This is a genomic window from Microbacterium sp. E-13 (genome assembly GCF_049912955.1).
Taxonomy (GTDB): Bacteria; Actinomycetota; Actinomycetes; order Actinomycetales; family Microbacteriaceae; genus Microbacterium.
The window spans coordinates 454,101-476,741 of the sequence record NZ_CP183973.1; the positions used below are offsets into that span (position 1 = coordinate 454,101).

Consider the following 22,641-nt stretch of genomic DNA (forward strand, 5'->3'; position numbering starts at 1 on the left):
ACGGCGAGAGGGCGCGGTCCTGACAGGCCGCGCCCTCTGCGCAGATCAGACGCTGAGCCGCGCTGGACGGATTTCTCGGGCGGTGTGCTCGCCCGTACGTTTGCCACGCCGGGTCACCGGCCGCTCTGCAGGAAGCCCTTTCACATGGAGGCGAGATGCTCCCGTGTCCGCTCACGACGCTCACGCAGCTGGATGCTTCGGCGATGGGTGCGACGGCGGTTGCTGGAGAACGCAAGTGGTGAGGCGTGGGCTCGAACCACGCACGTGGCGAGAAGTCCCGCGGAGGATGCTGCGCCCGCTGTTCAGGATCTGGTTCAGCGCCACGCAACGGGGACGGGACTGGCTGTACCCGGCGGGGCCTTCCGAGGTCAGCATCGCGGGGAGCGACCCCATCAGGGTTCTTGTCATCGGGGACGGCCCGGCGGCCGGTTGCGGCGTGCTGATCCACGATCGGGGATTCGCCGCGCACTTGGCCGGACAGGTCGCTTCCGTGACCAAGCGCGGTGTCGTGGTGACGGTGGCGGCACAGCCGACGGCGTCAGCCCGGTCGACGCTCAGAAGCCTGGAGGAGATGGTTCTCGATGGCTACGACTGCATCATTCTGATGCTCACCACCACGGACGTCTTGTGCCTGACCTCTCGTGAGAGCTGGCGACGCAGCATGCAGCGTCTCGTGGACGCAGTGAACGCTGCGGACGCGGCCTCCGTCGTCGTGACGAGCGTTGCGAGCGTGCATCTGACACGGCCGTTGAAGCCTTTCCTGCGTCGGCTCATCAGCAGTCATGCCGGGGCGCTCAACAGAGAGACCTACCGGATCTGCCTCCGGACGGATACCCCTGTGGTGGTCCTCAGCGCCGCGTCCGAACTCGCCACCGACGCCTACGCGAGGTGGGGGCGCGACGTCGGCATGCACGTCGCTCATGCCGTGCCGGTGTCGGACTCCGAGAATCAGCCGGCGCAGACCGGAGAGTGAAGCGGCGCCCATCCGACCTAGGACCGGCGGGCTGCGTTGACCGCGAGGCGGTTCCGCATTGTCCTCTTCTCTCCGGTGCCTGTGAACCCCCTCAGTGGATCGGGAAGAGTGCTTGCACCCTGGATGCTCCTCGCCGACAGGACGAGACGCGGGGTGATGACGTGGGGGTGAAGGGAGCGACCGCGCGAGCGGTCTTCCAGCTCAGACGCCACATCCCCGCACAGCCTGTTCATCTCGCCGGCGGGTTCCGTCGCCAAGAGAACCGGAGGTCGAACACCCAGCTGCCATCCACACCCCATCGCTTGGTACATCCCTACCGGAAGGCAACATCATGAAAGCTGTCGTCTACGACGGCCCCCGCACGGTCAAACGTGAAAGACGTGCCGGATGCCCGGATCGAACGGCCGACCGACGTCCTCGTCCGCATCACGACCACCAACATCTGCGGCTCGGACCTGCACATGTATGAAGGCAGGACCGACTTCGAGACCGGTCGCTGGTTCGGCCACGAGAACCTGGGGGAGGTGATCGAGGTCGGAGACGGCGTCGACAAAGTGCAGGTCGGCGACTATGTGGTCGTCCCGTTCAACGTCGCCTGCGGCCATTGCAAGAACTGCGAGCGCGGCTACACCAACTACTGTCTCACCGCGCAGCCCAATCCCACGTGGGCCGGGGCCGCGTACGGCTTCGCCGACATGGGACCTTGGGCCGGTGGTCAGTACGAGCACTTCGACAACCGAGATGACGGCTGGACCAAGGTCGTTCTGCATCCCGAACTCGCGTCGGCGGGTTCCTGACCCCTCCCGAAACAGCGGCGGCGCGACGGCCCGCGGTCATCCGCGGGCCGCCGCATCCCGCTCGCAGGAGGGCGGGTAAGCCGCTGGACGTCAACGCAGCTCGACAGCAGGAAGGGGGAAACATGGCCACCAGGGCGGACCCGTCGCGCGCGATCGCTTTCAGCGACGCCATCATCGCGATCGTCATCACGCTTCTCGTGCTCGATCTCCGACCGCCGAAGACCGAACCCGGGGGACTCCTCGCCGGCCTGCTCGATGAGTGGCCGACGTACCTGGCGTACGCGGCATCCTATGTCTACCTCGCGGTGATCTGGATGAACCACAAGTCGGCGTTCACGCGCATCCGCGAGATGGACGTCGGCTTGCAGTGGATGAACCTCGCGATCCTCGCAACGCTCGCGCTGGTGCCCTGGCCCACCGCCGTCATCGCCGAGACGGCCAGGACCGGCAACCTCGCCGACGAGAAGGCGGCCGTCGCACTCTACGCGCTCATCGGCGCGCTGCTCTGCCTGTCGTGGCTGTTCTTCTTCAACTACCTGGCACGACATCCAGAGCTCACGAAGGAGGAAGTGGACGACTCCTACTTCGCCCACGAACGGCCCCGTGCGGTCATCGGGGTCATCCTGTACCTGGCCGCCGGAATCGCCGGCGTCCTCATCCACCCTCTCGTCGCATCCGCGGTCTTCCTGTTCCTCCCCGTGTTCTACGCATTCACCAGCCACGGGCACGAACACGCGGCGAAGATGCTCCCCGGTCGCGGCGACACCGGCAGCACCGAAACCCGCCGCGGTCGCGACCGCTGACCCAGCCGCCCGCCCGCTTTCCCTGACGTCGTCATCTCGTCCCGAGTGACGGGCTGAGCGTCAGCTCTGGAAGAGGCGAGGCAGGAAGTCGATCAGTGCGTTCTGCCAGACGTCCCAGCTGGACATGGCGCCGATGTAGGCGAACTGACCCGGCACCTGATACAAGGCGCTCAATGCCGCAGCCGGCTATCGCCACCGCGTGGATCCTGCGTTTCCCGACCTTACTCGTGCGCGTCGGGATCTTGGCCCTCCAGCCACGCGCGCATGTCGGCGTAGAAGTCGGCGACGGCGGCGGGCCGGTCATCACCCAGCAGATCGTCCCGGATGTCGTACCCCTTGCTGGCGAGGTAGAACGACAGCAGCGCGTAACTGGGTCGTGCATCGAGCACCGACGACCGCGATACGCGCACCTGATCGCCCGGGATGGCGGGCGTGAGCGTGTCGCGCTCGTACACCGCGTCCATCTGCACGATCACCCAGGCGCCGTCCCTCCGCTCCAGGCGGTAGTTCAGACGCGTATAGGAGATGAGGTGTGCGGGCACGTCATCGATCCGGACCTGCAACTCCACGGCCGACGAGACCTCCGCGGTGGCCCGATCGCCGCGCGCGTGGACGACGGGAGGCGACAGCCGGTGCACCGCCGGATCGCCGCTGCCGCTCATCCGCTCCGAGCCTGCGACGAATCCCGCGGCGTCGCCGCGATACCAGGACAGGCGCACGCTCGCCTCGGGCGCGAACGCGTCGAGCATCTGTTGCCACAAACCGCGGTCGCGCCCCTCTCGCTCCCGCAGGATGGTCTGGGTGACCTCGATGACGTCGACGGCGCTCATCCCGTGAGCGCGCTCGAGGTCAGGTCGGGAACGATGAACGGGTCGCCCGCGTCGATGGTGTCGAGCGGGAGTCCGGGCACGAGGGGGCGCAGCCATTCGGCGAAACCGGCGACGCCCCATTCTTCGAGACGTTGGTGCGCGATGCGGATGAGCGCCCTGCGCTGGCCGAGGGCGACCGCATCCCGCACGTATTCGTACGTGTCGTACTCCCCGGTCTCGCCGACGATCGCCACATCTGCCTGGTTCAATGCGGGAAGGACCGTCGACAGGCCGTGCACGCCGAAGCCTACGGAGCGCACCACCATCGAGGGGTCACCGACGACGCTGACGTTGGCGGTGTCGAGCCTGTCCTGGATGTGGGTGGCGAGGGCCTCCAACGTCGTGCCATCGATCTCGAGGCGGTGTAGATCCTGGAGCCCCGCGAACGACGACGCCCAGCCGAGCCGGCGGATGAGCTGATCGAAGATCGGCTCGGGATCGATCCGGTGCATGTGGTCGTGCATGCGCCATACCACGAGGTCGTGATCGCGGGCGAACGCGATCTTCTGCCGCCGGATGGGGTCGTCGCTGAGAAGTTGCGGCGAATCGAAGCCGTCCCAGAAAGTCGCCTCGTGGCTGATGAGCAGATTCGTGCCGCGTGCGACGGCCTCTGCGAGGACACTCATGGTCGGCTTGAACGTCACGGCGATGCCGCGCACGCGCGCGTCCGGATCGCCGAGCGTGAATCCGTCGGCGTTCGAGCGCTGCCATTCGATGCCCTCTGACCTGAGCTTCGCCTTGATCCGCTCGGATATGTCCCGCGCCGAGACGAGATCTGCGCTCACGACCGGTTCCCTTTTCTCGTGCGTGCGGGGATCCATCCCGGGTCTCCGCTCGGCCAGTACTCGACGTCCAGGTCGGGGATCGCGGCGCTGATCGCGTCGGCCATCTCCTTCACGCCGGGCTCGTGCGACGGCCCGTACCCGACGGTGAGCATCGCGATCCGGCGGCCGGCCATGGCGTCGAGGAAGTAGGCGATGCCGCCGTCGACCTCGTCGAGGATGCCGCCGCCCCCGGCGATCACGGCGTCGACGGAGGGATCGGCGAGCAGCTCGGCGAGCGAGGCCACCGGGTCGGTCTCGCCGGCGATCACCGCCACGCGTGTCGCTATGATCTGCCCGTCTCCGACGATCCGCGGCGACACGCTTCCGGTGGCAGTGGGAGCCGCGGCGGCGAGAGAGTTCAGCGGCGTGGGCTCGGCGAGGTCGCAGACCACGCCGCGCCGGCGCGATTGCTCCTGATTCTCCGGCACTTGCAGCCCGAAGGCGCGGGCGAGCGCGGCCGATTGCGCTGCGGGGCGGTACTGATCCCACGCGGCGCCCTGCCGGTAGACGGTGGTACCGAGTTCGGTGATCAGCGCGCGCTTAGCCGCGATCACCGTGTCACCTTCGAACCCCTTCATGGGGATGAGGTCACGGTCCGTTCCTCCGGGCCCGAGGGCGAGCACCGGGTCGTCGTTCAGCAATCCCTCCGAGAGGTAGGCATGATTGACGCCGCCGTGCAGATAGAAGGGGTGCTCGCGCGAGATGACGAGGTTGCGTCCCGTCACGGCAGCGCGGCGGAGGATGTCGACGGTCGGTGCGTAGCAGACCACGGCGCCCGTCACGGGCTGCGTCGCTTCTCCGACGCAGAGCCCCTCATAGCGGGCGACCGAGCGCTGACTCCCGAATGTCGTGTTCAGGATCAGATCGACGACCCGGCCCGTGATCTCGGGTGGGGTGGTGTTACTCGTCGTTCCCAAGGGAGCCTCCGTCATCGGTCAACACCCAGTCTAAGTTAAATGAGTGAAGTTAGTCCAGATGGCGGTGGGGCGGGTCATGCAGAGGGCGGGGCCACGCTCCCGCGCGTCAGGAACACGGGACGGGGGGATTCTTCGCGCACGATCTCACCCGCCCGCTCCCGGGCGGCTGCCTCTCCGGCGCTCCGGCCGATCTCGCGCACGTCGTGGCTGAGGGCGGCGAGCGGGGGGATCGACATCTGGCACCGCACCGAGTCATCCCACGCGACGACCGAGACGTCTTCGGGGACCCGAAGTCCCTCGGCCTCGATCACCTCGAGGCCGCCGAGGGCCATCAGGTCGTTGTCGTACACGATGGCTGTGGGCGGCGGTGCGCTGGCGAGCAACTCGCGTGTGGCTCTCGCGCCGGAGCGACGCGAGTAGTCGCCGAGCGCTTCCTGCACGTGGATGCCGAGCGCCGCGCCGACCTCGAAGAACGCCGCTGATCGCACACGCGAATGCTGGAAATGATCCGGTCCTGAGACGCGGGCGATGGCCCGGTGCCCGAGGTCGTAGAGCGAGCGCATCGCGAGGTCGACTGCGGCCGCGTGGTCGTTCCAGATGGCCGAATGATCGCCCGCGAGATCGACGTCGCCGAGAACGGTGATGCCGAAGCCGAGCTCCTCCAGCAGCGCGCGGCGCGTGTCCGACACTGTGAACTCCTCAATGACCACCGAGTGGATGCGGCCGTCCTTGGCCCACTGCTCATAGGTCGCGCGCTCGCTCGCCTCGTCGGGGACGATCTTGACGAGGAAGCTCCCGCCTGCGCGGGCGACCGCCTCGTCCAGGCCTGCGATCAATTCCTGGGAGTACGACTCTGCCTGCAGGTCGCGCGAAGGGCGCACGAGCGCCATGCCCACTGCCCAGCGCTCGGGAGTGTCCGGAGTACGGGTGTCGATCATGAGATTCCTTGCGCCGGGGTTTGACAAGCAGCGCTATTGTACTCATGATGGAGCTAAGTTCAGGCATTTAAGAAAGTCTGGGATCTGCCTGGTTCACCCGAAATCCCACCCAACGCAGTGTGAGGTCATAATGCGCCCGACACCGAAATCCATCCTGAGGACCGCAGCGTTCGTCGCCGCGTCGGGGATGCTGCTCGCATCGCTGTCCGCGTGCTCCGGCACCGACAGCTCGGCCACGGAGAAGCCGACGCTGACCCTGGTCACCCCGAACGCGCCGCAGAGCCTCGATCCGAGTGTCTTCTCCGGCGGGCAGGAGTCCGTCTACGCGTCCACCGCCTACCAGGGCCTGCTGCACACCGTCGGCGACGACGGTGAGGTCGAGCCGGGCCTGGCGAGCGACTTCGAGTGGGTCGGTGAAGGCAACACGCAGCTCAAGCTGACGCTGCGCCCCGATCTGAAGTTCTCGGACGGCGAGGTCTTGGACTCCGCCGCCGTGAAGACGTGGATCGAGCACTTCCAGCAGCAGAAGGGGGCTCACGCCTACGCCGCCGCGCCGATCGAATCGGTGGACACCCCCGACGACCTGACCGTCGTGCTCAACCTCAACGCACCCACCCCGCAGCTGCCCGCCGACCTCACCGAGTCGACGGGGCTGGGCGCGATCGGAAGCCCCAAGGCGATCGAGGACGGCGAGAACTTCGGTCAGGCGACCTTCGGCGCCGGGCCCTTCATGCTCTCGCCAGAGGGCACGGTCGAGGGCTCGACGTACACATACGTCCCGAACCCGAACTACTACGACCCCGAAGCGATCGACTTCGGAAAGGTGGTGATCAAGGTCATCAGTGACGCGAACACCGCGTTCGCGGCGCTGCAGTCCGGGCAGGTCGACGTCACTTACGGTGACGCCGCCAACGGTGACGCCGCGGAGTCGGCCGGGCTGAAGACCGCCGCGTTCCCGGTGAACGTCCTCGGAATGTGGACGAGCGACCCGGACGGCAAGCTCGTCCCCGCCTTCGCCGATGTCCGCGTGCGCCAGGCGATCCAGTACGCGATCGATCGCGAGGCCATCACGAAGGCCGCGGCCCCGGGTGCGGGAGTGCCGACCGCGCAGCCGGTCACGTCCGGCTCGCTCGGTTACGACGAGAGCCTTGAAGACATGTACCCGTACGACCCCGCGAAGGCGACTGAGCTGCTCGCCGAAGCTGGATACGCCGACGGCTTCGAGTTCACCGTCACGGTGGCCCCGGGCACCGATCACTCCGTGGCGGCGCAGGCGATCGCCGACCAGCTGGCGAAGGTGGGCATCACGGTGACGCTGCGCACCCCCGCGACCTTCACCGAGTGGGTCCAGGACATCCTCAGCGGGCAGTACCCCGCCATCGTGATCGGCCTAGGCCTCACCGGCATGCCCACCACGATGGACAACCTGTTCGATTCGCCCGCGCTCGTGAACTGGAACAATCAGCCCTACCCCGAGCTCATCGAGGCCGCCGCATCCGCAGCGCTCCTGAGCGGAGCGGAAGCGGATGCCGCGTGGCAGGGTGTTGTGAAGGACGAGATGGACGCTGCTTACCAGGTGCCGCTCCTCGACAGCCCCTCCATCTACTACTGGAACGACAAGGTCGGCGGCGTCGAAGACTCCTCCCTCCTGAACCCCGCCTATCTGACCGCAGAGGGCTGAGCCGCAGGGGAGGGGCGGCGCAGCCGCCGTCCCTCCCCTTCCGTCCTCCGAGAGAACTGACCTCCATGCTGAAAGTCGTCGCCTACCGTCTGGCGATCTCCATCCCCGTCCTGGTGCTCGTGTCGCTGGTGACGTTCCTCATCGCGTCGCTGGCTCCCGGCAACGCCGCGATCGCGATCCTCGGGCAGGGCGCCACCCCCGAGCAGATCGTGGAGCTGCAGCAGAGGCTCGGACTCGACGAGCCGGTCATCGTGCAATACGCCGACTGGCTCGCCCGCGCCGTGCGAGGCGACCTCGGCACCTCTCTCATCACCGGGCAGCCGGTCACGCAGGCGATCGGGCAGCGCATCCAACCGACGCTCTCGCTCCTCATCGCCTCGATCGTCGTCGTCAGTATCGTCGGCTGCGCACTCGGCATCTTCGCAGCGACCCGCGGAGGTGTGCTGGCCCGGATCATCGACATCCTCACCTTCGCGGGCCTCGCCATCCCCAACTTCGTGTTCGCGCTCTACCTCATCCCCTTCTTCGCCCTCACGCTGCGCATCCTCCCCGCCAGCGGGTACTCGCCGCTCGCCGAAGGCCTCGGGCCCTGGAGTGCCTCGCTGGTCCTGCCTGTCATCGCGATGGCGTTCGGCAGCGTCGGGCTCATCGCGAAGCAGGCTCGCGCCGCCATGGAGGACGCGCTGGGGCGCGAGTTCGTGTCGATGATGCGGGCGAACGGGTACTCGCGCGCCTCGATCGTCTACCGTCACGCGCTGAAGACCGCCGGGATGCCGATGCTCTCGGTGATCGGACTCGCCTCCGTCGGCATCATCAGCGGCACAGTGCTCCTGGAAGCCGTCTTCGCCTTTCCCGGCCTCGGCGGTCTTGCGGTCCAGGCCTCCGGCCAGTCCGACATCCCCGTGGTGGTCGGCGTGACCGTGATGTTCACAATCTTCGTCGTGATCATCAATCTCCTCGTCGACCTGGGCTTCGCCGCCATCAACCCGAAAGTCCGCCTCGCATGACCGCTCCGAATCAGCAGGGCGTGGGCCGAGCTCTGCTCACCCGACCCCTTTCCCTGGTCGCGCTGGCATGGCTCGTCCTCGTCTTCGCGGCCGTCCTGCTCGCGCAGGTGCTGCCGCTCGCGGCGCCGACGGCGCAGGATCTCGTCAACACTCTCCAGACGCCGACCGCGGCGCACCCGTTCGGCACCGACACCCTTGGTCGCGACATCCTCTCCCGGCTGCTGTACGGCGGGCGCGTGAGTCTTGCGAACGCCGCGCTCGCCGCAGCCGTGGCCATCCTGCTCGGCGCCACCACGGGCCTGCTGGCCGGGTTCTTCCGCGGAGCGTTCGACACCGTCGCCTCCGCGGTGTCCGACCTGCTGATGTCTATCCCGTCGACGGTGATCCTGCTCACGATCGCCGCCGTCGTCGCGCGCGACCAGACGATCCTCATGATCGTGTTGGGCGTCCTGCTGTCAGCGGGCATGTTCCGCGCAGTCCGGGCCTCGACCCTCGATGTGCGCGGCGAACTCTTCATTTCGGCGGCGCGCACCTCGGGGCTCACGGAGTTGCAGATCGTTCGACGCCACGTGTTCCCGCGTATCCTCCCGATCACGATCGTGCAGGGCGCGACTCTGTTGTCGCTCGCCCTGGTCATCCAGATCGGCCTGGGATTCCTGGGAATCGATGTGAGCGCACCCCAACCCAGCTGGGGCAACATGGTTGCGGACGCGGCCAACTCGATCGTGCTCAGCATCTGGCCGATCATCCCGCCGACGATCGTCATCGGCGTGACCGTCCTGGCGATCTCCGTCGTCGGTGACACGGCGCAGCAGGCGATCACGGGCCGTGGCCGGCGCGGAGGACTCGGGCACCGACACGCGCATCAGTCGCGCACCGGCGTCGCGCCCGCCATCTCCCCGACCGCCATCCCCGCGGTCGGGGATGCAGCACCTCTCCTCCGGGCGTCTGACCTCTCGATCGCGATCCGTCGTCCGGACGGCCCGCTCACCCTCGTCGACCACGTGTCTTTCGACATCCCAGCGGGCGCGATCGTGGGCCTCGTCGGCGAATCAGGTGCGGGCAAGTCGATCACCGCCCGATCGCTTCTGGGCATCCTTCCTGCCGACGCGTCGATCGAGGGCGACATCTGGTTCGACGGCAAGAACATCGCCGCCCTCTCGGAGCGCGAGCTCGCTACCCTGCGCGGAACGTCCATCGCGTTCATCGGTCAGGAGCCGATGTCGGGCCTGAGTCCCTCGTTCCGCATCGGCAATCAGCTCGCCGAGATCCTGCGTCGTCATCGTGGACTGTCTCGAGCCGAGGCCCGCATCACCGCGGTCGAGATGCTCGAGCTCGTCGGCATCCAGAAGCCTGCCGAGGTCGCGCGGCTTTATCCCCACGAGATCTCCGGCGGGATGGCGCAGCGCGTCGTCATCGCGATCGCGCTCGCCGGCGACCCGCGGCTGATCGTCGCCGACGAACCGACCACCGCGCTCGACGTCAGCGTGCAGATGCAGATCCTCGACCTGCTGCGCACCCTCGCCCGCACGCGCGGACTGTCGGTTCTGCTCGTCACGCACGACTGGGGTGTCGTCGCGGACCTCTGCGACAGCGCGATTGTGATGTACGCCGGCCAGGTCGTCGAGTCGGCGGGGATCGAGGAGATCTTCGCCCGGCACGAGCATCCGTACACCCGTGCGCTGCGCGCCGCCGACCCTCACGCGCCGCGGGACGGCAAGCGCCTGCACGCGATCCCCGGGCAGGTCCCGCCTCCCGGCAGCTGGCCGCAGGGATGCCGCTTCGCCGCGCGCTGCGCGTTCGTCACCGACGCCTGTCGCGCGACCGAGATCCCCTTGCTCGCGCTGGCCGAGCGGCATCCCGTGCGCTGCATCCGAGTCAAGGAGTTGACCCATGCCGGTTGAGACCCCCCACCCGCTCCTGTCCGTCGAGAACCTCTCGATAGACTACGGGCGCGGTCGCTCGCGCACGCGCGTCGTCACCGACGTATCGTTCGACATCGCTGAGGGCGAGACGCTCGGGCTGGTCGGCGAGTCAGGCTCGGGCAAGTCGACCATCGGGAAGGCGATCCTGGGGCTCGTTCCCGTCGCCGAAGGAGCCGTCCGATTCGACGGCGAGGATATCAGCCGTGTGTCGCCACGACGTCGGCGTGAGTTGACCCGCGCCATCCAGGTGATCTACCAGGACCCGTACGGTTCGCTCAACCCCGCCCGACAGGTGGGGACGACCCTCGCAGAGCCGCTCACTCTCCGTCGCGGCGAATTGAGCCGGCGCGAGATCTCACAGCGCGTGGGTGACGCGCTCGAGCTCGTGGGTCTGCCGTCCACGGCCGCGCGGAAGTACCCCGGTGATTTCTCGGGGGGCCAGCGCCAGCGCATCGCCATCGCTCGGGCCGTCATCGTACGCCCGCGACTCATCGTGTGCGACGAGGCGGTCAGCGCCCTCGACCTGTCCATCCAGGCTCAAGTCCTCAACCTGCTGCAAGACCTGAGCGCCGAACTCGGGATGAGCTACCTCTTCATCTCGCACGATCTGGCAGTCGTCGAATTGCTGTCGTCGAGGATTGCGGTGCTCTACCGGGGCTCCATCGTCGAGCGAGGAGACGCGCGTCAGCTCCTCGAGCAGCCCCAGGCTCCGTACACGCGCTTGCTGCAGGCGGCTGCGCCCGTACCGGACCCCGACGAGCAGCGGCGTCGGCGCGAGGAGTTCTTCGCGGCGTTCCGCAGTCGCCAGAGCGCCTGAGCGCTCACTTGCGCGGCGCGAGGGCCTGCTGAAGCACCAGAGCGGATGCACCCACCGCTGCGGTGTCGCGCGGGTTGTGCGCAAGCTCGACGATGACCGGCTGCAGCGCCAGGTGCCGGGTGTAGTCGTCGAGAGCCTCGCGGATGCGGGACGCGTAGATCGCACCGGGAACGGCGAAGGCTGAGCCGGCGAGGATGAACATTTCGACATCCAGGATCCCCGCGACGAGCACCGTCGCTCGGGCGACGTGGCGCGCCGACTCGGCGATGAGCTCCAGCGCGCGGTTCTCACCGCGCACCGCCAGCCGGGCGAGCACGTCGAACCGGTCGACCGCCGATCCGCTCACGCCCGCCAGCAGGCCGGCGGCCTCGGCTGCCGCGACGACAGTGGCCGGCGAGGCGAGGGCCTGCAGGCAGCCGCGCCGGCCGCAGTCGCAGAGAGGTCCGTCCGCCTCGAGTGAGAGGTGCCCGACATCGCCGGCGCTGGAGGCTGCTCCCCGCCAGACCGCCCCCCCGTTCACGACCCCGGCGCCGAATTCGTCGCCCATGTAGATGGTGGCGAATGACGACGGCTGCGCGGCGGATCCTTGCCAGAATTCGCCGACCGCCGCGGCGATGGCTTCGCGGTCGACAACGACGGGCAGTCCGATGGCCCCGGCGAGGGCGGGCTGCACGTCGGCCGACAGGCGGGTCTCGTCGTCGAGCAGGCGGCTCGCGGCGACGCCGACGCCGAAGACCAGGTCCTTGCGGATGCCGAGGTCGACGAGGATGTCGTCGACATCACCCGCGATCCGCTGCGTCAGCGCTGCGGGATCGCTGGAGGATGCTACGAAGGACGCGCGCCGACCCACCATTCGCCCTGCCATGTCCGACACCGTGTAGGTCGTCCGCGAACGCTGCAGGTGGACGCCGACGGCGTATCGCGACTCTGGCGCGATGGCCAGCAGCGTCCGGCGCTTCCCCCCGGTCGATTCGGCGTGCCCGATTTCCTTGACGAGCTCCAAGTCCAGGAGGAGCCGCACGATGTTCGTGACCGACGCGCCCGTCATCCCGGACTCCTGGGCGATCTCGACCCTGCTGATCGACCCGGCCGCCCGGATGATGTCGAGGATCCGGCCATGACTGGGATGAGCCAGTGCCGACAGTTCCATCGACATGAAGCCTCCGCAATCCGTGCTGTGCGACTACCGTACCGCACGCCCCGCTTTGACATTCTTAAGTGAATAAAGTAAGTTCGAGTTCGCTTCCTTCTGACGAATCGAGTAACTGTGTCAGCGTTGCCACCGACCTCCGGTCTGCCCGCCAACTTCCTCTTCGGTGCGGCCACTGCCGCGTATCAGATCGAAGGGGCGGCCACCGAAGACGGGCGCGGCGCGTCCATCTGGGACGTGTTCAGCCACACGCCGGGTAAGACCCTCGGAGGAGATACGGGCGACCGGGCGACCGATCACTACCACCGGTACTCGGAGGATCTCGAGCTCATCGCCGATCTGGGGCTGGACGCCTATCGGTTCTCCGTCGCGTGGCCGCGTATCCAGCCGACCGGGTCAGGCGCGGTGAACAGTGCCGGCGTTGACTTCTACGACCGGCTCGTCGACGGTCTGCTCGAGCGCGGGGTCGAGCCCGTGGTGACCCTGTACCACTGGGATCTGCCGCAGGCTCTGCAAGAGCAGGGGGGCTGGCTGTCGCGGGAGACCGCGTTCCGGTTCGCCGACTACGCACGCGAGGTGGCCGCGGCGCTCGGCGACCGCGTGCATTCGTGGACGACGCTCAACGAGCCGTGGTGCTCCGCCTTCCTCGGGCATGCGACCGGCGAGATGGCTCCAGGCATCCGTGATGGGGCGTCCGCCCTGCGCGCCGCGCACCATCTGAACCTGGCCCATGGTCTTGCCGTTCAGACGCTTCGCGGCGCTACCGGCCCGGCATCCACGGTCTCGGTGACGCTCAACGTGCACGCGCTCCGCGACGCCCCGGACTCGCCCGTGGACGGAGCACGTCGCGTCGATGCTGTCGGCAACCGCGTCTTCACCGGCCCGATGCTGCGCGGCGAGTACCCCGCCGATCTGCTCGCCGACACCGCATCGCTCACCGACTGGTCGTTCGTCCTGGATGGCGACCTCGAGCAGATCGCGCAACCGCTCGACACGCTGGGGGTCAACTATTACCACTCCGAGGTCGTCGAGCCCCGCCCGCCGGGCGAGGCCCCCGGCCCGGATGCGATGGCGGCGTTCCCCGGATGCGACGATTTGCGCTTCCGTCCGTACGAGCCGCCGCTGACCGACATGGGCTGGAACATCGACCCCGACGCGTTCGAGGAACTGCTCGTCGGCCTGCACGCGGAGTTCCCGGATCTGCCGCTCGTGGTGACCGAGAACGGCGCGGCGTTTCCTGATTTGGAGATCGACGGACGCGTGCGCGACGACGACCGCATTTCCTATCTGGCGTCGCACATCGCTGCCGTCTCCCGGGCGGTTCGGCGCGGCGTCGACGTGCGGGGGTACTTCGCATGGTCGCTGCTCGACAACTTCGAGTGGGCGCTGGGCTACTCGAAGCGGTTCGGTCTCATCCGGGTCGACTACGACTCCTTTGAACGTACCGTCAAGGACAGCGGGCACTGGTATAGGCGGCTCATCGCCGAATTCAAGGCGGTGTCGCGGTGAGTCGCGAGACGGTTCCGGTCGACGTGGTGGTGGTCGGTCGACTCGGCGTCGACGCCTACCCCCTGCAGAGCGGCGTCGGCCTCGAGGACGTCTCGACGTTCGGCAAGTATCTCGGTGGCAGTGCGGCGAACGTGGCGGTCGCCGCCGCGCGCTACGGGCGGAACGTCGGCCTCGTCTCGCGTGTCGGCGACGATCCGTTCGGCCGCTACCTCCTGCGCGAGCTGGAGCGACTGAACGTCGACCCGCGTCTGGTCGCGACCGACCCGACGTACAAGACGCCGGTCACGTTCTGCGAGATCTTCCCGCCGGACGACTTCCCGCTGTACTTCTACCGCGAGCCGAAGGCGCCCGACCTCGAAGTCACCCCCGACCAGTTGCCCGACGACGTCCTCGCCGATGCGAAGGTGTTCTGGGCCACAGTCACGGGCCTCAGCCAGGAGCCGAGCCGATCGACGCACCTCGATGCCCTGCGTCGCCGCGCCCGCGCCCGGCACACCGTGATTGACCTCGACTACCGCTCGACGTTCTGGGCCGACCCGTCTGAAGCCACCGCCCAGGTCGGCGCCGCGCTCGAGTACGCCACCGTGGCCGTCGGCAATCGTGAGGAGTGTGAGGTCGCGGTCGGCGAGACCGTGCCCGAGCGTGCGGCTGACGCTCTGCTGGAGCGGGGCGTCGAGCTCGCGATCGTGAAGCAGGGCCCGAAGGGCGTGTTCGCGAAGACCCGGGACGAGACGGTCGAGGTGCCGACGCACGTCGTCGACGTCGTCAACGGCCTCGGCGCGGGCGACGCCTTCGGCGGTGCGCTGTGCCACGGCTTGCTGGAGGGCTGGGGACTGGAGCGGGTGCTGCGCTTCGCGAACGTCGCCGGTGCGATCGTCGCGTCGCGGCTGGAGTGCTCGACCGCGATGCCGACGCTGGCCGAGGTCGAAGACATCGTAAGCGGGGGAGTCGGATGACCGACCGGTTGCTGACACCCGACGACTTCGCGCGTCTGCGCGATCTGCGTGCCACACGTCCCGCCGACGTACGCGACGCTGTCGCCTCGCGGTCGCGACGCGAACTGCTGGCGAGCGACGGGCGCTTGTTCATCGTCGCCGCCGACCACCCCGCGCGCGGAGCGCTGGCCGTGGGTGAGAACGCGACGGCGATGGCCGACCGCTATGAGCTGCTCGAGCGCATGGCGATCGCTCTCAGCCGCCCCGGCGTCGACGGCGTGCTCGGCACGCCCGACATCATCGACGACCTGGCAGCGCTCGGCCTGCTCGAGAACAAGATCGTCGTCGGTTCGATGAACCGCGGAGGCCTGCGCGGTGCCTCGTTCGAGATGGACGACCGCTACGGCGCTTATGACGTGCCGAGCATGATCGCCTCGAGGATCGACGTCGCCAAGACGTTGATCCGCATCAACCTCAACGACCCGGCCACCGCCCCGACGCTCGAGGCGACGGCGCGCGCCGTGACCGAGGCGGCCGCCGCCGGTCTGCCGATCATGCTCGAGCCCTTCCTCAGCGGATGGTCGAACGGGCGCGTCGTGAACGACCTGTCGACGGATGCCGTCATCCTCTCGATCGCGATCGCGGCAGGTCTCGGCGCCTCGAGCGCCTACACCTGGATGAAGCTCCCGGTCGTCGACGACATGGAACGCGTCATGGCCGCCACAACCATGCCCACGCTCCTCCTCGGCGGCGACTCCGGCGCCGACCCCGACCAGACGTTTGCAGCCTGGCAGGACGCCCTCTCGCTTCCGGGTGTGCGCGGACTCACCGTCGGCCGTACCCTCCTCTACCCGCCGGACGGCGATGTCGCCGCCGCCGTCGACATCGCCGCGGGCCTCGTGCACCGCGCGGAGCCTGACCTCTCTATCGAACGAAGGAATCCTTGATGAGCACCGTCGAGTCTGTGTCCGTGCCGGCTGTTGAGTCGGCTGACGTCCCCGTCATCTCGCACTGGATCGATGGCGCGGAGCGCCCGTCGTCGTCGGGCCGGACGGCCCCGGTGTTCAACCCGGCGACGGGTGCTGTGCAGGCGCGCGTGGCTCTGGCGGACGAGGCGGAGATCGCCGAGGCGATCGCGTCGGCCCAGCGCGGGTTCGCGGTGTGGAGCTCGTACTCGATGGCGAAGCGCCAGGGTGTGCTGTTCGCGTTCCGTGAGCTGCTGAACGCGCGCAAGGGTGAGCTGGCCGCGATCATCACCGCCGAGCACGGCAAGGTGCTTTCGGATGCGATGGGCGAGATCCTCCGCGGGCAGGAAGTCGTCGAGCTCGCGACCGGGTTCCCGCACCTCCTGAAGGGCGCGTTCAGCGAGAACGCTTCGACCGGTATCGACGTGTACTCGCTCAAGCAGCCGTTGGGTGTGGTGGGGATCATCAGCCCGTTCAATTTCCCGGCGATGGTGCCGATGTGGTTCTTCCCGATCGCGATCGCCGCGGGTAACGCGGCGATCGTGAAGCCGAGCGAGAAGGACCCGTCCGCGTCGCTGTGGCTGGCGAAGCTGTGGAAGGAAGCCGGCCTGCCGGATGGGGTGTTCACGGTGCTGCAGGGCGACAAGCTGGCCGTGGATGGTCTGCTGAACAGCCCCGACGTGCAGTCGATCTCGTTCGTCGGCTCGACGCCGATCGCGCAGTACATCTACGAGACCGCGTCCCGCAACGGCAAGCGGGTGCAGGCGCTCGGTGGTGCGAAGAACCACATGCTCGTGCTCCCCGACGCCGACCTGGACCTGGTTGCCGACCAGGCCGTGAACGCCGGCTACGGCGCCGCCGGGGAACGCTGCATGGCCATCAGTGTCGTGCTCGCGGTCGAGCCCGTCGCCGACGAGCTCATCGGCAAGATCTCGGAGCGGATCGCGAAGCTGAAGATCGGCAACGGTGCTGGCATCGACGGGGTCGAGCCCGACATGGGACCCCTGATCACCGACATCCACCGCGACAAGGTCACAAGCTACGTCGACATCGCCGAAGCCGATGGCGCGAAGATCGTCGTCGACGGACGCGGCTACACGGTCGAAGGTCACGAGGACGGCTTCTTCTTCGGCCCCACCCTCATCGACGACATCCCCACCACATCGCGCGCATATCAGGAGGAGATCTTCGGACCGGTCCTGTCCGTCGTCCGCGTGCAGTCCTACGACGAGGGGCTGGAGCTGATCAACTCCGGCCAGTTCGGCAACGGCACCGCGATCTTCACCAACGACGGCGGCGCTGCCCGCCGCTTCCAGAACGAGGTGCAGGTCGGCATGATCGGCATCAACGTGCCCATCCCCGTCCCGGTCGCGTACCACTCCTTCGGCGGCTGGAAAGCCTCCCTGTTCGGCGACGCGAAAGCGTACGGTGTCCACGGCTTCGACTTCTTCACCCGCGAAAAGGCCATCACCAGCCGCTGGCTCGACCCTGCCACGCACGGCGGAATCAACCTCGGATTCCCGCAGAACACCTGACCATCATCCTCGTCGACGACCGACGAGAAAGCGAAGCACGAAGATGAGCACCGAGAACAGCTGGTTCCACCGCCGGGGCGACCTCGCCCAGGGCGGCTGGGAGAGCGTCGTCGACGCGAACACCCCCGGGTGGGCGCACACCGGCATCCGCGTGGCCGAGCTCGCGCCCGGCGACGAGCTCGCGCTCGACACCGTGGGCGTCGAGCGCATCGTCGTACCGCTCGCGGGATCATTCACCGTCGTGCACACCGAGAACGATGAGGTCACGACAACGGAGCTCGCCGGCCGGGCCTCGGTCTTCGACGGCCCGACCGATGTGCTCTACCTGTCCGCGGCCGCGACGGCGGTGCTTTCGGGCGTCGGCCGGGTGGCCGTCACCACATCGCCGACGACCGTCCTCAGGCCCACGCGTCACATCGCCGCCGCCGAGACGCCGGTCGAACTGCGCGGCGCGGGCGCGTCGAGCCGTCAGGTGCACAACTTCGGAACTCCGCAGTCGCTGGACGCCGCCCGCCTCATCGTGTGCGAGGTCCTCACTCCAGCGGGGAACTGGTCGTCGTACCCACCGCACAAGCACGACGAGCACCTCCCCGGCCACGAGTCGCGCCTCGAGGAGGTCTACTACTTCGAGACCGCTCCCGCGAAGCACGCCGGCGCGCCCGACGGCGCCGCGTCCTTCGGCATGTTCTCGACCTACTCGTCGCCCGCCGGCGAGATCGACATCAACGCGATGGTGCGCACCGGCGACATCGCCCTCGTGCCCTACGGCTACCACGGCCCGGCCGTCGCCGCCCCCGGGTACGACCTCTACTACCTCAACGTGATGGCCGGGCCCGACCCCGAGCGGGTGTGGCTCATCAGCGACGACCCCGCGCACGCGTGGGTACGCAGCACATGGGACGGGCAGGACGTCGACGATCGACTCCCGTTCGCAAGCGGAAAGGACGAGACCTGATGGCTTCGACGCGGCGCAACACCACCCGGCGGATGACGGTCAGCCAGGCTCTGGTCGAGTTCCTGGCCCACCAGTGGACGGTCGACGGCGACATCCGGGAGCGCACGGTCCCCGGCATGTTCGGCATCTTCGGCCACGGCAACGTCGCCGGCATCGGGCAGGCGCTCAAGCAGTACAACGTCGAGGCGCCCGACCTCATGCCGTACTACCAGGCCCGCAACGAGCAAGCCATGGTGCACCAGGCCGTCGGCTACGCGCGCATGCACCGACGTCGCGGCACGTACGCCGCGGCCGCCTCCGTGGGCCCCGGTGCCGCGAACATGCTGACGGGCGCCGCCCTCGCGACGACCAACCGAATGCCCGCGCTTCTGCTGCCCAGCGATACCTTCGCGACCCGCGTCGCCGACCCCGTGCTGCAACAGCTCGAACAGCCGTGGGACATCGGTCTCACCGTCAACGACGCCTTCCGGCCGCTGTCGCGGTTCTTCGACCGCGTGCAGCGGCCCGAGCAGCTGTTCTCGATCGCCCTCGCAGCCATGCGCGTGCTCACCGACCCCGCCGAGACCGGTGCGGTCACGATCGCTCTCCCCGAAGACGTGCAGGCCGAGGCACTCGACGTCCCCGTGGAGTTCCTTCAGGACCGCGAGTGGCACCTCCGCCGTCCGCTGCCCGAGCGCGGCCCCCTCGCTCGCGCCGTCGCCGCGATCCGCGGTGCCAAGAAGCCGTTCCTCGTCGCCGGTGGCGGCGTGCTGTACTCCTCAGCGGAGGAGCAGCTGCGCGCACTCGTCGAGGCCACCGGCATCCCCGTCGGCACCTCCCAGGCCGGCGGCGGCGTACTCGCCTGGGACCACCCGCAGAATCTCGGAGGCGTCGGCGCCACCGGCACGCTCGCAGCCAACCGGCTCGCCGCCGAGGCCGATGTGATTATCGGCATCGGCACCAGGTACAGCGACTTCACCACCGCGTCGCGCACGGCGTTTCAGAACCCCGAGGTGGTGTTCGTCAACATCAACGTCGCCTCGTTCGACGCCTACAAGCACGGGTCGCAGCTGCCGGTCGTCGCCGACGCGCGCGAGGCGATCATCGCTCTGCAATCCGAGCTCGCGGGGTTCCGCGTCGACGCAGGCTACGCCGAGCGCGTCGCGCGTGAGAAGGCGCAATGGGATGCCTCGGTCGACGAGGCGTTCGCGCCGTCGGGTTCCGAGCTGCCGGGCCAGCCCGAGATCATCGGCGCGGTGCAGTCGAGCTCGGCACCCGAGGACGTCATCGTGCAGGCGGCCGGGTCGCTGCCCGGCGACCTGCACAAGCTGTGGCGCGTCCGTGATCCGCTGGGTTATCACGTCGAGTACGCGTTCTCGTGTATGGGGTACGAGATCGCCGGGGGGCTGGGCGCGAAGCGCGGCCTCGTGGCCGACGGCGACGAGCGCGACGTGATCGTGATGGTCGGCGACGGGTCCTACCTCATGCTCAACACCGAGCTCGTCACCGCGGTCGCGGAAGGCATCAAGCTCATCGTCGTCCTCATTCAGAACCACGGCTACGCATCCATCGGGCATCTGTCCGAGACCGTAGGTACGCAGAGGTTCGGGACCAAGTACCGCGAGTACGACCCCCGAGCGCGCAACTTTCAGGGCGATGCCCTGCTTCCTGTCGACCTCGCGATGAATGCGCGCAGTTACGGCCTGGATGTCGTTGAGATCTCAGCCGGGGCATCAGCGATCGCAGAGCTACGTGCCGCGGTGGCGGCAGCAAAGGCGTCCACACGCGCAACCGTCATCCACATCCAGAGCGATCCGCTGGTTTACGCCCCCGATGGTGAGGGCTGGTGGGATGTGCCCGTCGCCGAGGTGTCGACCGACGCCATCACCCGCGGGGCGCGCCGGGAATACGAGCGACTGCGCAAGAACCAGCGTCCTCTTGTGGGCGGAGCAGCCTTGTGAGGGCCACCGTCGCGGGCGCCCCGGTGAGCTTCGGCGTGTTCGAACTGACGCCGAAGGGTGCAGATACGGTCACCCCGGACGAGATGGTCGACGTGCTCGTGGAGTCCGGCTACGCCGGCATCGATCTCGGACCGGCCGGATTCCTCGGCGAAGGCCCCGCTCTGGCTCGGCGCCTATCGAACGCGGGACTCGAGCTCGCCGGAGGCTGGGTGCAGTTGCCCTTCAGCGACGACGAAGCCTTTCATGCCGCGCTGCCCGAACTCGACCTGGCGCTGCGCTTGTTCTCTGCGGCCGCCGAGAGCGGGCCGTCTCGACTGCCGCTCCCGACGCTCGCCGACGCCGGCTCGCCCGCTCGGCGCTCGGCTCCTGGCCGCGGCGCGGCTTTGGACGTGCCCTCCGCCGACGCCTGGCGGCGGCTGTACGCCAACGTCGCACGTGCGGCGGAGCGCGTGCGGCACGCAGGATTCGAACCGACTTTTCACCACCATGCCGGAACATACGTGGAGTCGCCCGACGAGATCGACCGCTTCCTCGCGCACGTCGACATAAGCCTGACGCTCGATACCGGTCACCTCTTCATCGCCGGCGGAAACCCATCGGATGCCGTGCACCGCTGGGGCGACCGCATCAATCATCTGCACCTGAAGGATGTCGATCTCGCTGAACTCCGACGCGTGCTGCGCGCCGGTGGCGGTATGCCGGAAGTATGGGCGTCGCGGTCGTTCGTCCCCTTCGGTCGCGGCGACATCGACCTCACCGCCGTGATGTCCGCGCTCGACGAGCAAGGCTACGACGGCTGGATTGTGGTCGAGCAGGACGTGCTCAACGGCGCGGACGTCCCCCTCGATCAATTCCTCCGCGACCGGAGCACCGACCACCGCCAGAACCGCGACGCCCTGCTCGCGTGGGCCTGATTCCTGCAGAAAGACAGACGATGACCGACACACCTCTCCGCTTCGGCCTGATCGGCACCGGCCGTATCGGCCGCGTCCACGCCGCGAACGTCGCCGCCGATCCGGGTGCGCTGCTGGCATGGGTGGCCGACCCCGTCGTCTCGGCAGCCCGAGACGTGGCCGCACAGTTCGGCGGGTCGGCGACCGAGAACTCCCGCGACGTGATCGACCCCGAGCGCATCGACGCCGTCATCATCGCCTCGCCGACGCCGACGCATGTCGACCTGATCGAGGCTGCGGTGGATGCCGGCATCCCCGTGCTGTGCGAGAAGCCCATCGATCTCGACATCGCGCGCGTGGACCGCCTGCGGGACCGGGTGGCGTCCGCCGGGGTGCCGGTCGCACTGGGGTTCAACCGTCGTTTCGATCCGAGTTTCGCGAGCGCCCGGGCGCGCGTCGTCGCCGGCGAGATCGGGCCGCTCGAGCAGCTCACCATCGTAAGCCGTGACCCGTCGGCGCCGCCGGCGTCGTACATCGCCGTGTCGGGCGGCATCTTCCGCGACATGACGATCCACGACTTCGACATGGCGCGCTTCTTTGCTCCCGACATCGTCGAGGTGTCGGCGATCGGGACGACGACATTCGACGCCGGCGCGCGTGAGCACGACGACTTCGACACGGCCATTACCACCATGCGCACGGCGGGTGGGGCCTTGATCACCGTGATCAACTCGCGACACAGCGCAACCGGATACGACCAGCGCGTCGAAGCCTTCGGCGCGAAGGGCATGCTGCAGGTCGGAAACATGCCGATCGATCTGGTGAGGGCTTCGACGGCAGCCTTCGCCGCGTCGTCAGCGCCGTTCGAGCCGTTCTTCCTCACCCGGTACGCGGCCGCGTACGCCGCAGAGCTGGCGGAGTTCATCGCGCTCGCCCGCGGTGATGCGTCGACCAGCCCGAGCTTCGAGGACGGACGGGCAGCCCTCGTCTTGGCCGACGCCGCTCGGCGGTCGGCGGCCGAGCGACGGGTCGTCCCCGTTCGGTTCGACTGAGGGCGCGGGGTCCGGCGAACGGTCGAGGTCCACGCCCGGGTTCGAGAACCGGACGCTGTGGTTGCAAGTACCCGTCCGACCTGGACGGCTCACACGCCGGAGTCGCGACCGCTGAGCCGGCCGTCCCCTTCCGCCGACGTCGTCCGCGCGTCGACC

The 22,641-nt window shown here is 68.3% G+C and carries 20 protein-coding genes; 15 read left to right on the plus strand and 5 right to left on the minus strand.

Annotated elements, in window-relative coordinates; all coding sequences use genetic code 11:
• Positions 1-286: 286 nt before the first annotated feature.
• From ACN9MP_RS02150 to ACN9MP_RS02160, 3 genes are all read left to right on the plus strand, one after another.
• Positions 287-973, plus strand: a complete 687-nt coding sequence (locus ACN9MP_RS02150) for a hypothetical protein (protein WP_426323521.1) — start codon at positions 287-289, stop codon at positions 971-973.
• 371 nt (positions 974-1,344) lie between these two features.
• A complete protein-coding gene (locus ACN9MP_RS02155; RefSeq protein ID WP_426323523.1) occupies positions 1,345-1,770 on the plus strand; it encodes an alcohol dehydrogenase catalytic domain-containing protein in 426 nt (141 codons plus the stop codon).
• A gap of 122 nt (positions 1,771-1,892) precedes the next feature.
• Entirely contained in the window at positions 1,893-2,573 is a 681-nt protein-coding gene (locus ACN9MP_RS02160; protein ID WP_426323525.1) for a TMEM175 family protein, read from the plus strand.
• 221 nt (positions 2,574-2,794) lie between these two features.
• On the opposite strand, the gene ACN9MP_RS02165 is transcribed toward ACN9MP_RS02160, so the two are convergent.
• Genes ACN9MP_RS02165 through ACN9MP_RS02180 form a run of 4 tightly spaced genes read right to left on the minus strand, consistent with a single transcriptional unit; the run spans position 2,795 to position 6,121 of the window.
• The gene (locus tag ACN9MP_RS02165) at positions 2,795-3,403 is read right to left on the minus strand and encodes a nuclear transport factor 2 family protein (protein ID WP_426323527.1); all 609 of its coding nucleotides are present in this window, start codon (positions 3,401-3,403) and stop codon (positions 2,795-2,797) included.
• Positions 3,400-4,227 carry a Nif3-like dinuclear metal center hexameric protein gene (locus tag ACN9MP_RS02170; RefSeq protein WP_426323529.1) on the minus strand — a complete coding sequence of 276 codons (828 nt, stop codon included), beginning with the start codon at positions 4,225-4,227 and terminating at the stop codon, positions 3,400-3,402. Before ACN9MP_RS02170 ends, ACN9MP_RS02165 begins: the two co-directional genes overlap by 4 nt.
• Positions 4,224-5,198, minus strand: coding sequence for a hypothetical protein (locus ACN9MP_RS02175; protein WP_426323530.1), 975 nt, complete (start codon positions 5,196-5,198; stop codon positions 4,224-4,226). The genes ACN9MP_RS02170 and ACN9MP_RS02175 overlap by 4 nt, the downstream gene beginning before the upstream one ends.
• A gap of 59 nt (positions 5,199-5,257) precedes the next feature.
• Positions 5,258-6,121 carry a substrate-binding domain-containing protein gene (locus ACN9MP_RS02180; RefSeq protein ID WP_426323532.1) on the minus strand — a complete coding sequence of 288 codons (864 nt, stop codon included), beginning with the start codon at positions 6,119-6,121 and terminating at the stop codon, positions 5,258-5,260.
• Positions 6,122-6,251: 130 nt separating this feature from the next.
• Here ACN9MP_RS02180 and ACN9MP_RS02185 point away from each other — a divergent pair, with 130 nt between their 5' ends.
• The 4 genes from ACN9MP_RS02185 (at position 6,252) to ACN9MP_RS02200 (ending at position 11,551) form a co-directional block, all read left to right on the plus strand.
• A complete protein-coding gene (locus ACN9MP_RS02185; RefSeq protein ID WP_426323534.1) occupies positions 6,252-7,802 on the plus strand; it encodes an ABC transporter substrate-binding protein in 1,551 nt (516 codons plus the stop codon).
• Positions 7,803-7,867: 65 nt separating this feature from the next.
• The gene (locus ACN9MP_RS02190) at positions 7,868-8,809 is read left to right on the plus strand and encodes an ABC transporter permease (RefSeq protein ID WP_426323536.1); all 942 of its coding nucleotides are present in this window, start codon (positions 7,868-7,870) and stop codon (positions 8,807-8,809) included.
• Positions 8,806-10,713, plus strand: a complete 1,908-nt coding sequence (locus ACN9MP_RS02195; RefSeq protein WP_426323538.1) for a dipeptide/oligopeptide/nickel ABC transporter permease/ATP-binding protein — start codon at positions 8,806-8,808, stop codon at positions 10,711-10,713. The genes ACN9MP_RS02190 and ACN9MP_RS02195 overlap by 4 nt, the downstream gene beginning before the upstream one ends.
• Positions 10,703-11,551, plus strand: coding sequence for an ATP-binding cassette domain-containing protein (locus tag ACN9MP_RS02200; RefSeq protein ID WP_426323540.1), 849 nt, complete (start codon positions 10,703-10,705; stop codon positions 11,549-11,551). Before ACN9MP_RS02195 ends, ACN9MP_RS02200 begins: the two co-directional genes overlap by 11 nt.
• Before the next feature lie 4 nt (positions 11,552-11,555).
• Here ACN9MP_RS02200 and ACN9MP_RS02205 read toward each other — a convergent pair whose 3' ends face one another.
• Positions 11,556-12,707: an ROK family transcriptional regulator gene (locus tag ACN9MP_RS02205; RefSeq protein WP_426323542.1), complete on the minus strand. Its 1,152-nt coding sequence runs from the start codon at positions 12,705-12,707 to the stop codon at positions 11,556-11,558.
• A 120-nt stretch (positions 12,708-12,827) separates the two neighbouring features.
• Here ACN9MP_RS02205 and ACN9MP_RS02210 point away from each other — a divergent pair, with 120 nt between their 5' ends.
• From ACN9MP_RS02210 to iolG, 8 genes are read left to right on the plus strand one after another with little or no spacing between them, the layout of a single operon-like run.
• Positions 12,828-14,210, plus strand: coding sequence for a GH1 family beta-glucosidase (locus ACN9MP_RS02210; protein WP_426323544.1), 1,383 nt, complete (start codon positions 12,828-12,830; stop codon positions 14,208-14,210).
• Complete coding sequence (gene iolC, locus ACN9MP_RS02215; protein ID WP_426323546.1) at positions 14,207-15,166, plus strand: 5-dehydro-2-deoxygluconokinase; 960 nt, start codon at positions 14,207-14,209, stop codon at positions 15,164-15,166. The genes ACN9MP_RS02210 and iolC overlap by 4 nt, the downstream gene beginning before the upstream one ends.
• The gene (locus tag ACN9MP_RS02220; protein WP_426323548.1) at positions 15,163-16,092 is read left to right on the plus strand and encodes a Cgl0159 family (beta/alpha)8-fold protein; all 930 of its coding nucleotides are present in this window, start codon (positions 15,163-15,165) and stop codon (positions 16,090-16,092) included. Before iolC ends, ACN9MP_RS02220 begins: the two co-directional genes overlap by 4 nt.
• The gene (locus ACN9MP_RS02225; protein ID WP_426323550.1) at positions 16,092-17,645 is read left to right on the plus strand and encodes a CoA-acylating methylmalonate-semialdehyde dehydrogenase; all 1,554 of its coding nucleotides are present in this window, start codon (positions 16,092-16,094) and stop codon (positions 17,643-17,645) included. The genes ACN9MP_RS02220 and ACN9MP_RS02225 overlap by 1 nt, the downstream gene beginning before the upstream one ends.
• 43 nt (positions 17,646-17,688) lie before the next feature.
• Positions 17,689-18,600, plus strand: a complete 912-nt coding sequence (iolB, locus tag ACN9MP_RS02230) for a 5-deoxy-glucuronate isomerase (RefSeq protein WP_426323552.1) — start codon at positions 17,689-17,691, stop codon at positions 18,598-18,600.
• A complete protein-coding gene (iolD, locus tag ACN9MP_RS02235; RefSeq protein ID WP_426323554.1) occupies positions 18,600-20,540 on the plus strand; it encodes a 3D-(3,5/4)-trihydroxycyclohexane-1,2-dione acylhydrolase (decyclizing) in 1,941 nt (646 codons plus the stop codon). Before iolB ends, iolD begins: the two co-directional genes overlap by 1 nt.
• A complete protein-coding gene (locus tag ACN9MP_RS02240) occupies positions 20,537-21,454 on the plus strand; it encodes a sugar phosphate isomerase/epimerase family protein (RefSeq protein WP_426323556.1) in 918 nt (305 codons plus the stop codon). The genes iolD and ACN9MP_RS02240 overlap by 4 nt, the downstream gene beginning before the upstream one ends.
• Before the next feature lie 20 nt (positions 21,455-21,474).
• Entirely contained in the window at positions 21,475-22,485 is a 1,011-nt protein-coding gene (iolG, locus tag ACN9MP_RS02245) for an inositol 2-dehydrogenase (protein ID WP_426323557.1), read from the plus strand.
• Positions 22,486-22,641 lie beyond the last annotated feature (156 nt).

Coding starts and splice junctions, on each gene's coding strand:
- iolB (WP_426323552.1), top strand. CDS start 17,689: ATGAGCACCGAGAACAGCTGGTTCCACCGCCGGGGCGACCTCGCCCAG.
- iolG (WP_426323557.1), top strand. CDS start 21,475: ATGACCGACACACCTCTCCGCTTCGGCCTGATCGGCACCGGCCGTATC.
- ACN9MP_RS02190 (WP_426323536.1), top strand. CDS start 7,868: ATGCTGAAAGTCGTCGCCTACCGTCTGGCGATCTCCATCCCCGTCCTG.
- iolD (WP_426323554.1), top strand. CDS start 18,600: ATGGCTTCGACGCGGCGCAACACCACCCGGCGGATGACGGTCAGCCAG.
- ACN9MP_RS02205 (WP_426323542.1), bottom strand. CDS start 12,707: ATGTCGATGGAACTGTCGGCACTGGCTCATCCCAGTCATGGCCGGATC.
- ACN9MP_RS02200 (WP_426323540.1), top strand. CDS start 10,703: ATGCCGGTTGAGACCCCCCACCCGCTCCTGTCCGTCGAGAACCTCTCG.
- ACN9MP_RS02185 (WP_426323534.1), top strand. CDS start 6,252: ATGCGCCCGACACCGAAATCCATCCTGAGGACCGCAGCGTTCGTCGCC.
- ACN9MP_RS02225 (WP_426323550.1), top strand. CDS start 16,092: ATGAGCACCGTCGAGTCTGTGTCCGTGCCGGCTGTTGAGTCGGCTGAC.
- ACN9MP_RS02220 (WP_426323548.1), top strand. CDS start 15,163: ATGACCGACCGGTTGCTGACACCCGACGACTTCGCGCGTCTGCGCGAT.
- ACN9MP_RS02165 (WP_426323527.1), bottom strand. CDS start 3,403: ATGAGCGCCGTCGACGTCATCGAGGTCACCCAGACCATCCTGCGGGAG.
- ACN9MP_RS02180 (WP_426323532.1), bottom strand. CDS start 6,121: ATGATCGACACCCGTACTCCGGACACTCCCGAGCGCTGGGCAGTGGGC.
- ACN9MP_RS02175 (WP_426323530.1), bottom strand. CDS start 5,198: ATGACGGAGGCTCCCTTGGGAACGACGAGTAACACCACCCCACCCGAG.
- ACN9MP_RS02160 (WP_426323525.1), top strand. CDS start 1,893: ATGGCCACCAGGGCGGACCCGTCGCGCGCGATCGCTTTCAGCGACGCC.
- ACN9MP_RS02195 (WP_426323538.1), top strand. CDS start 8,806: ATGACCGCTCCGAATCAGCAGGGCGTGGGCCGAGCTCTGCTCACCCGA.
- ACN9MP_RS02150 (WP_426323521.1), top strand. CDS start 287: ATGCTGCGCCCGCTGTTCAGGATCTGGTTCAGCGCCACGCAACGGGGA.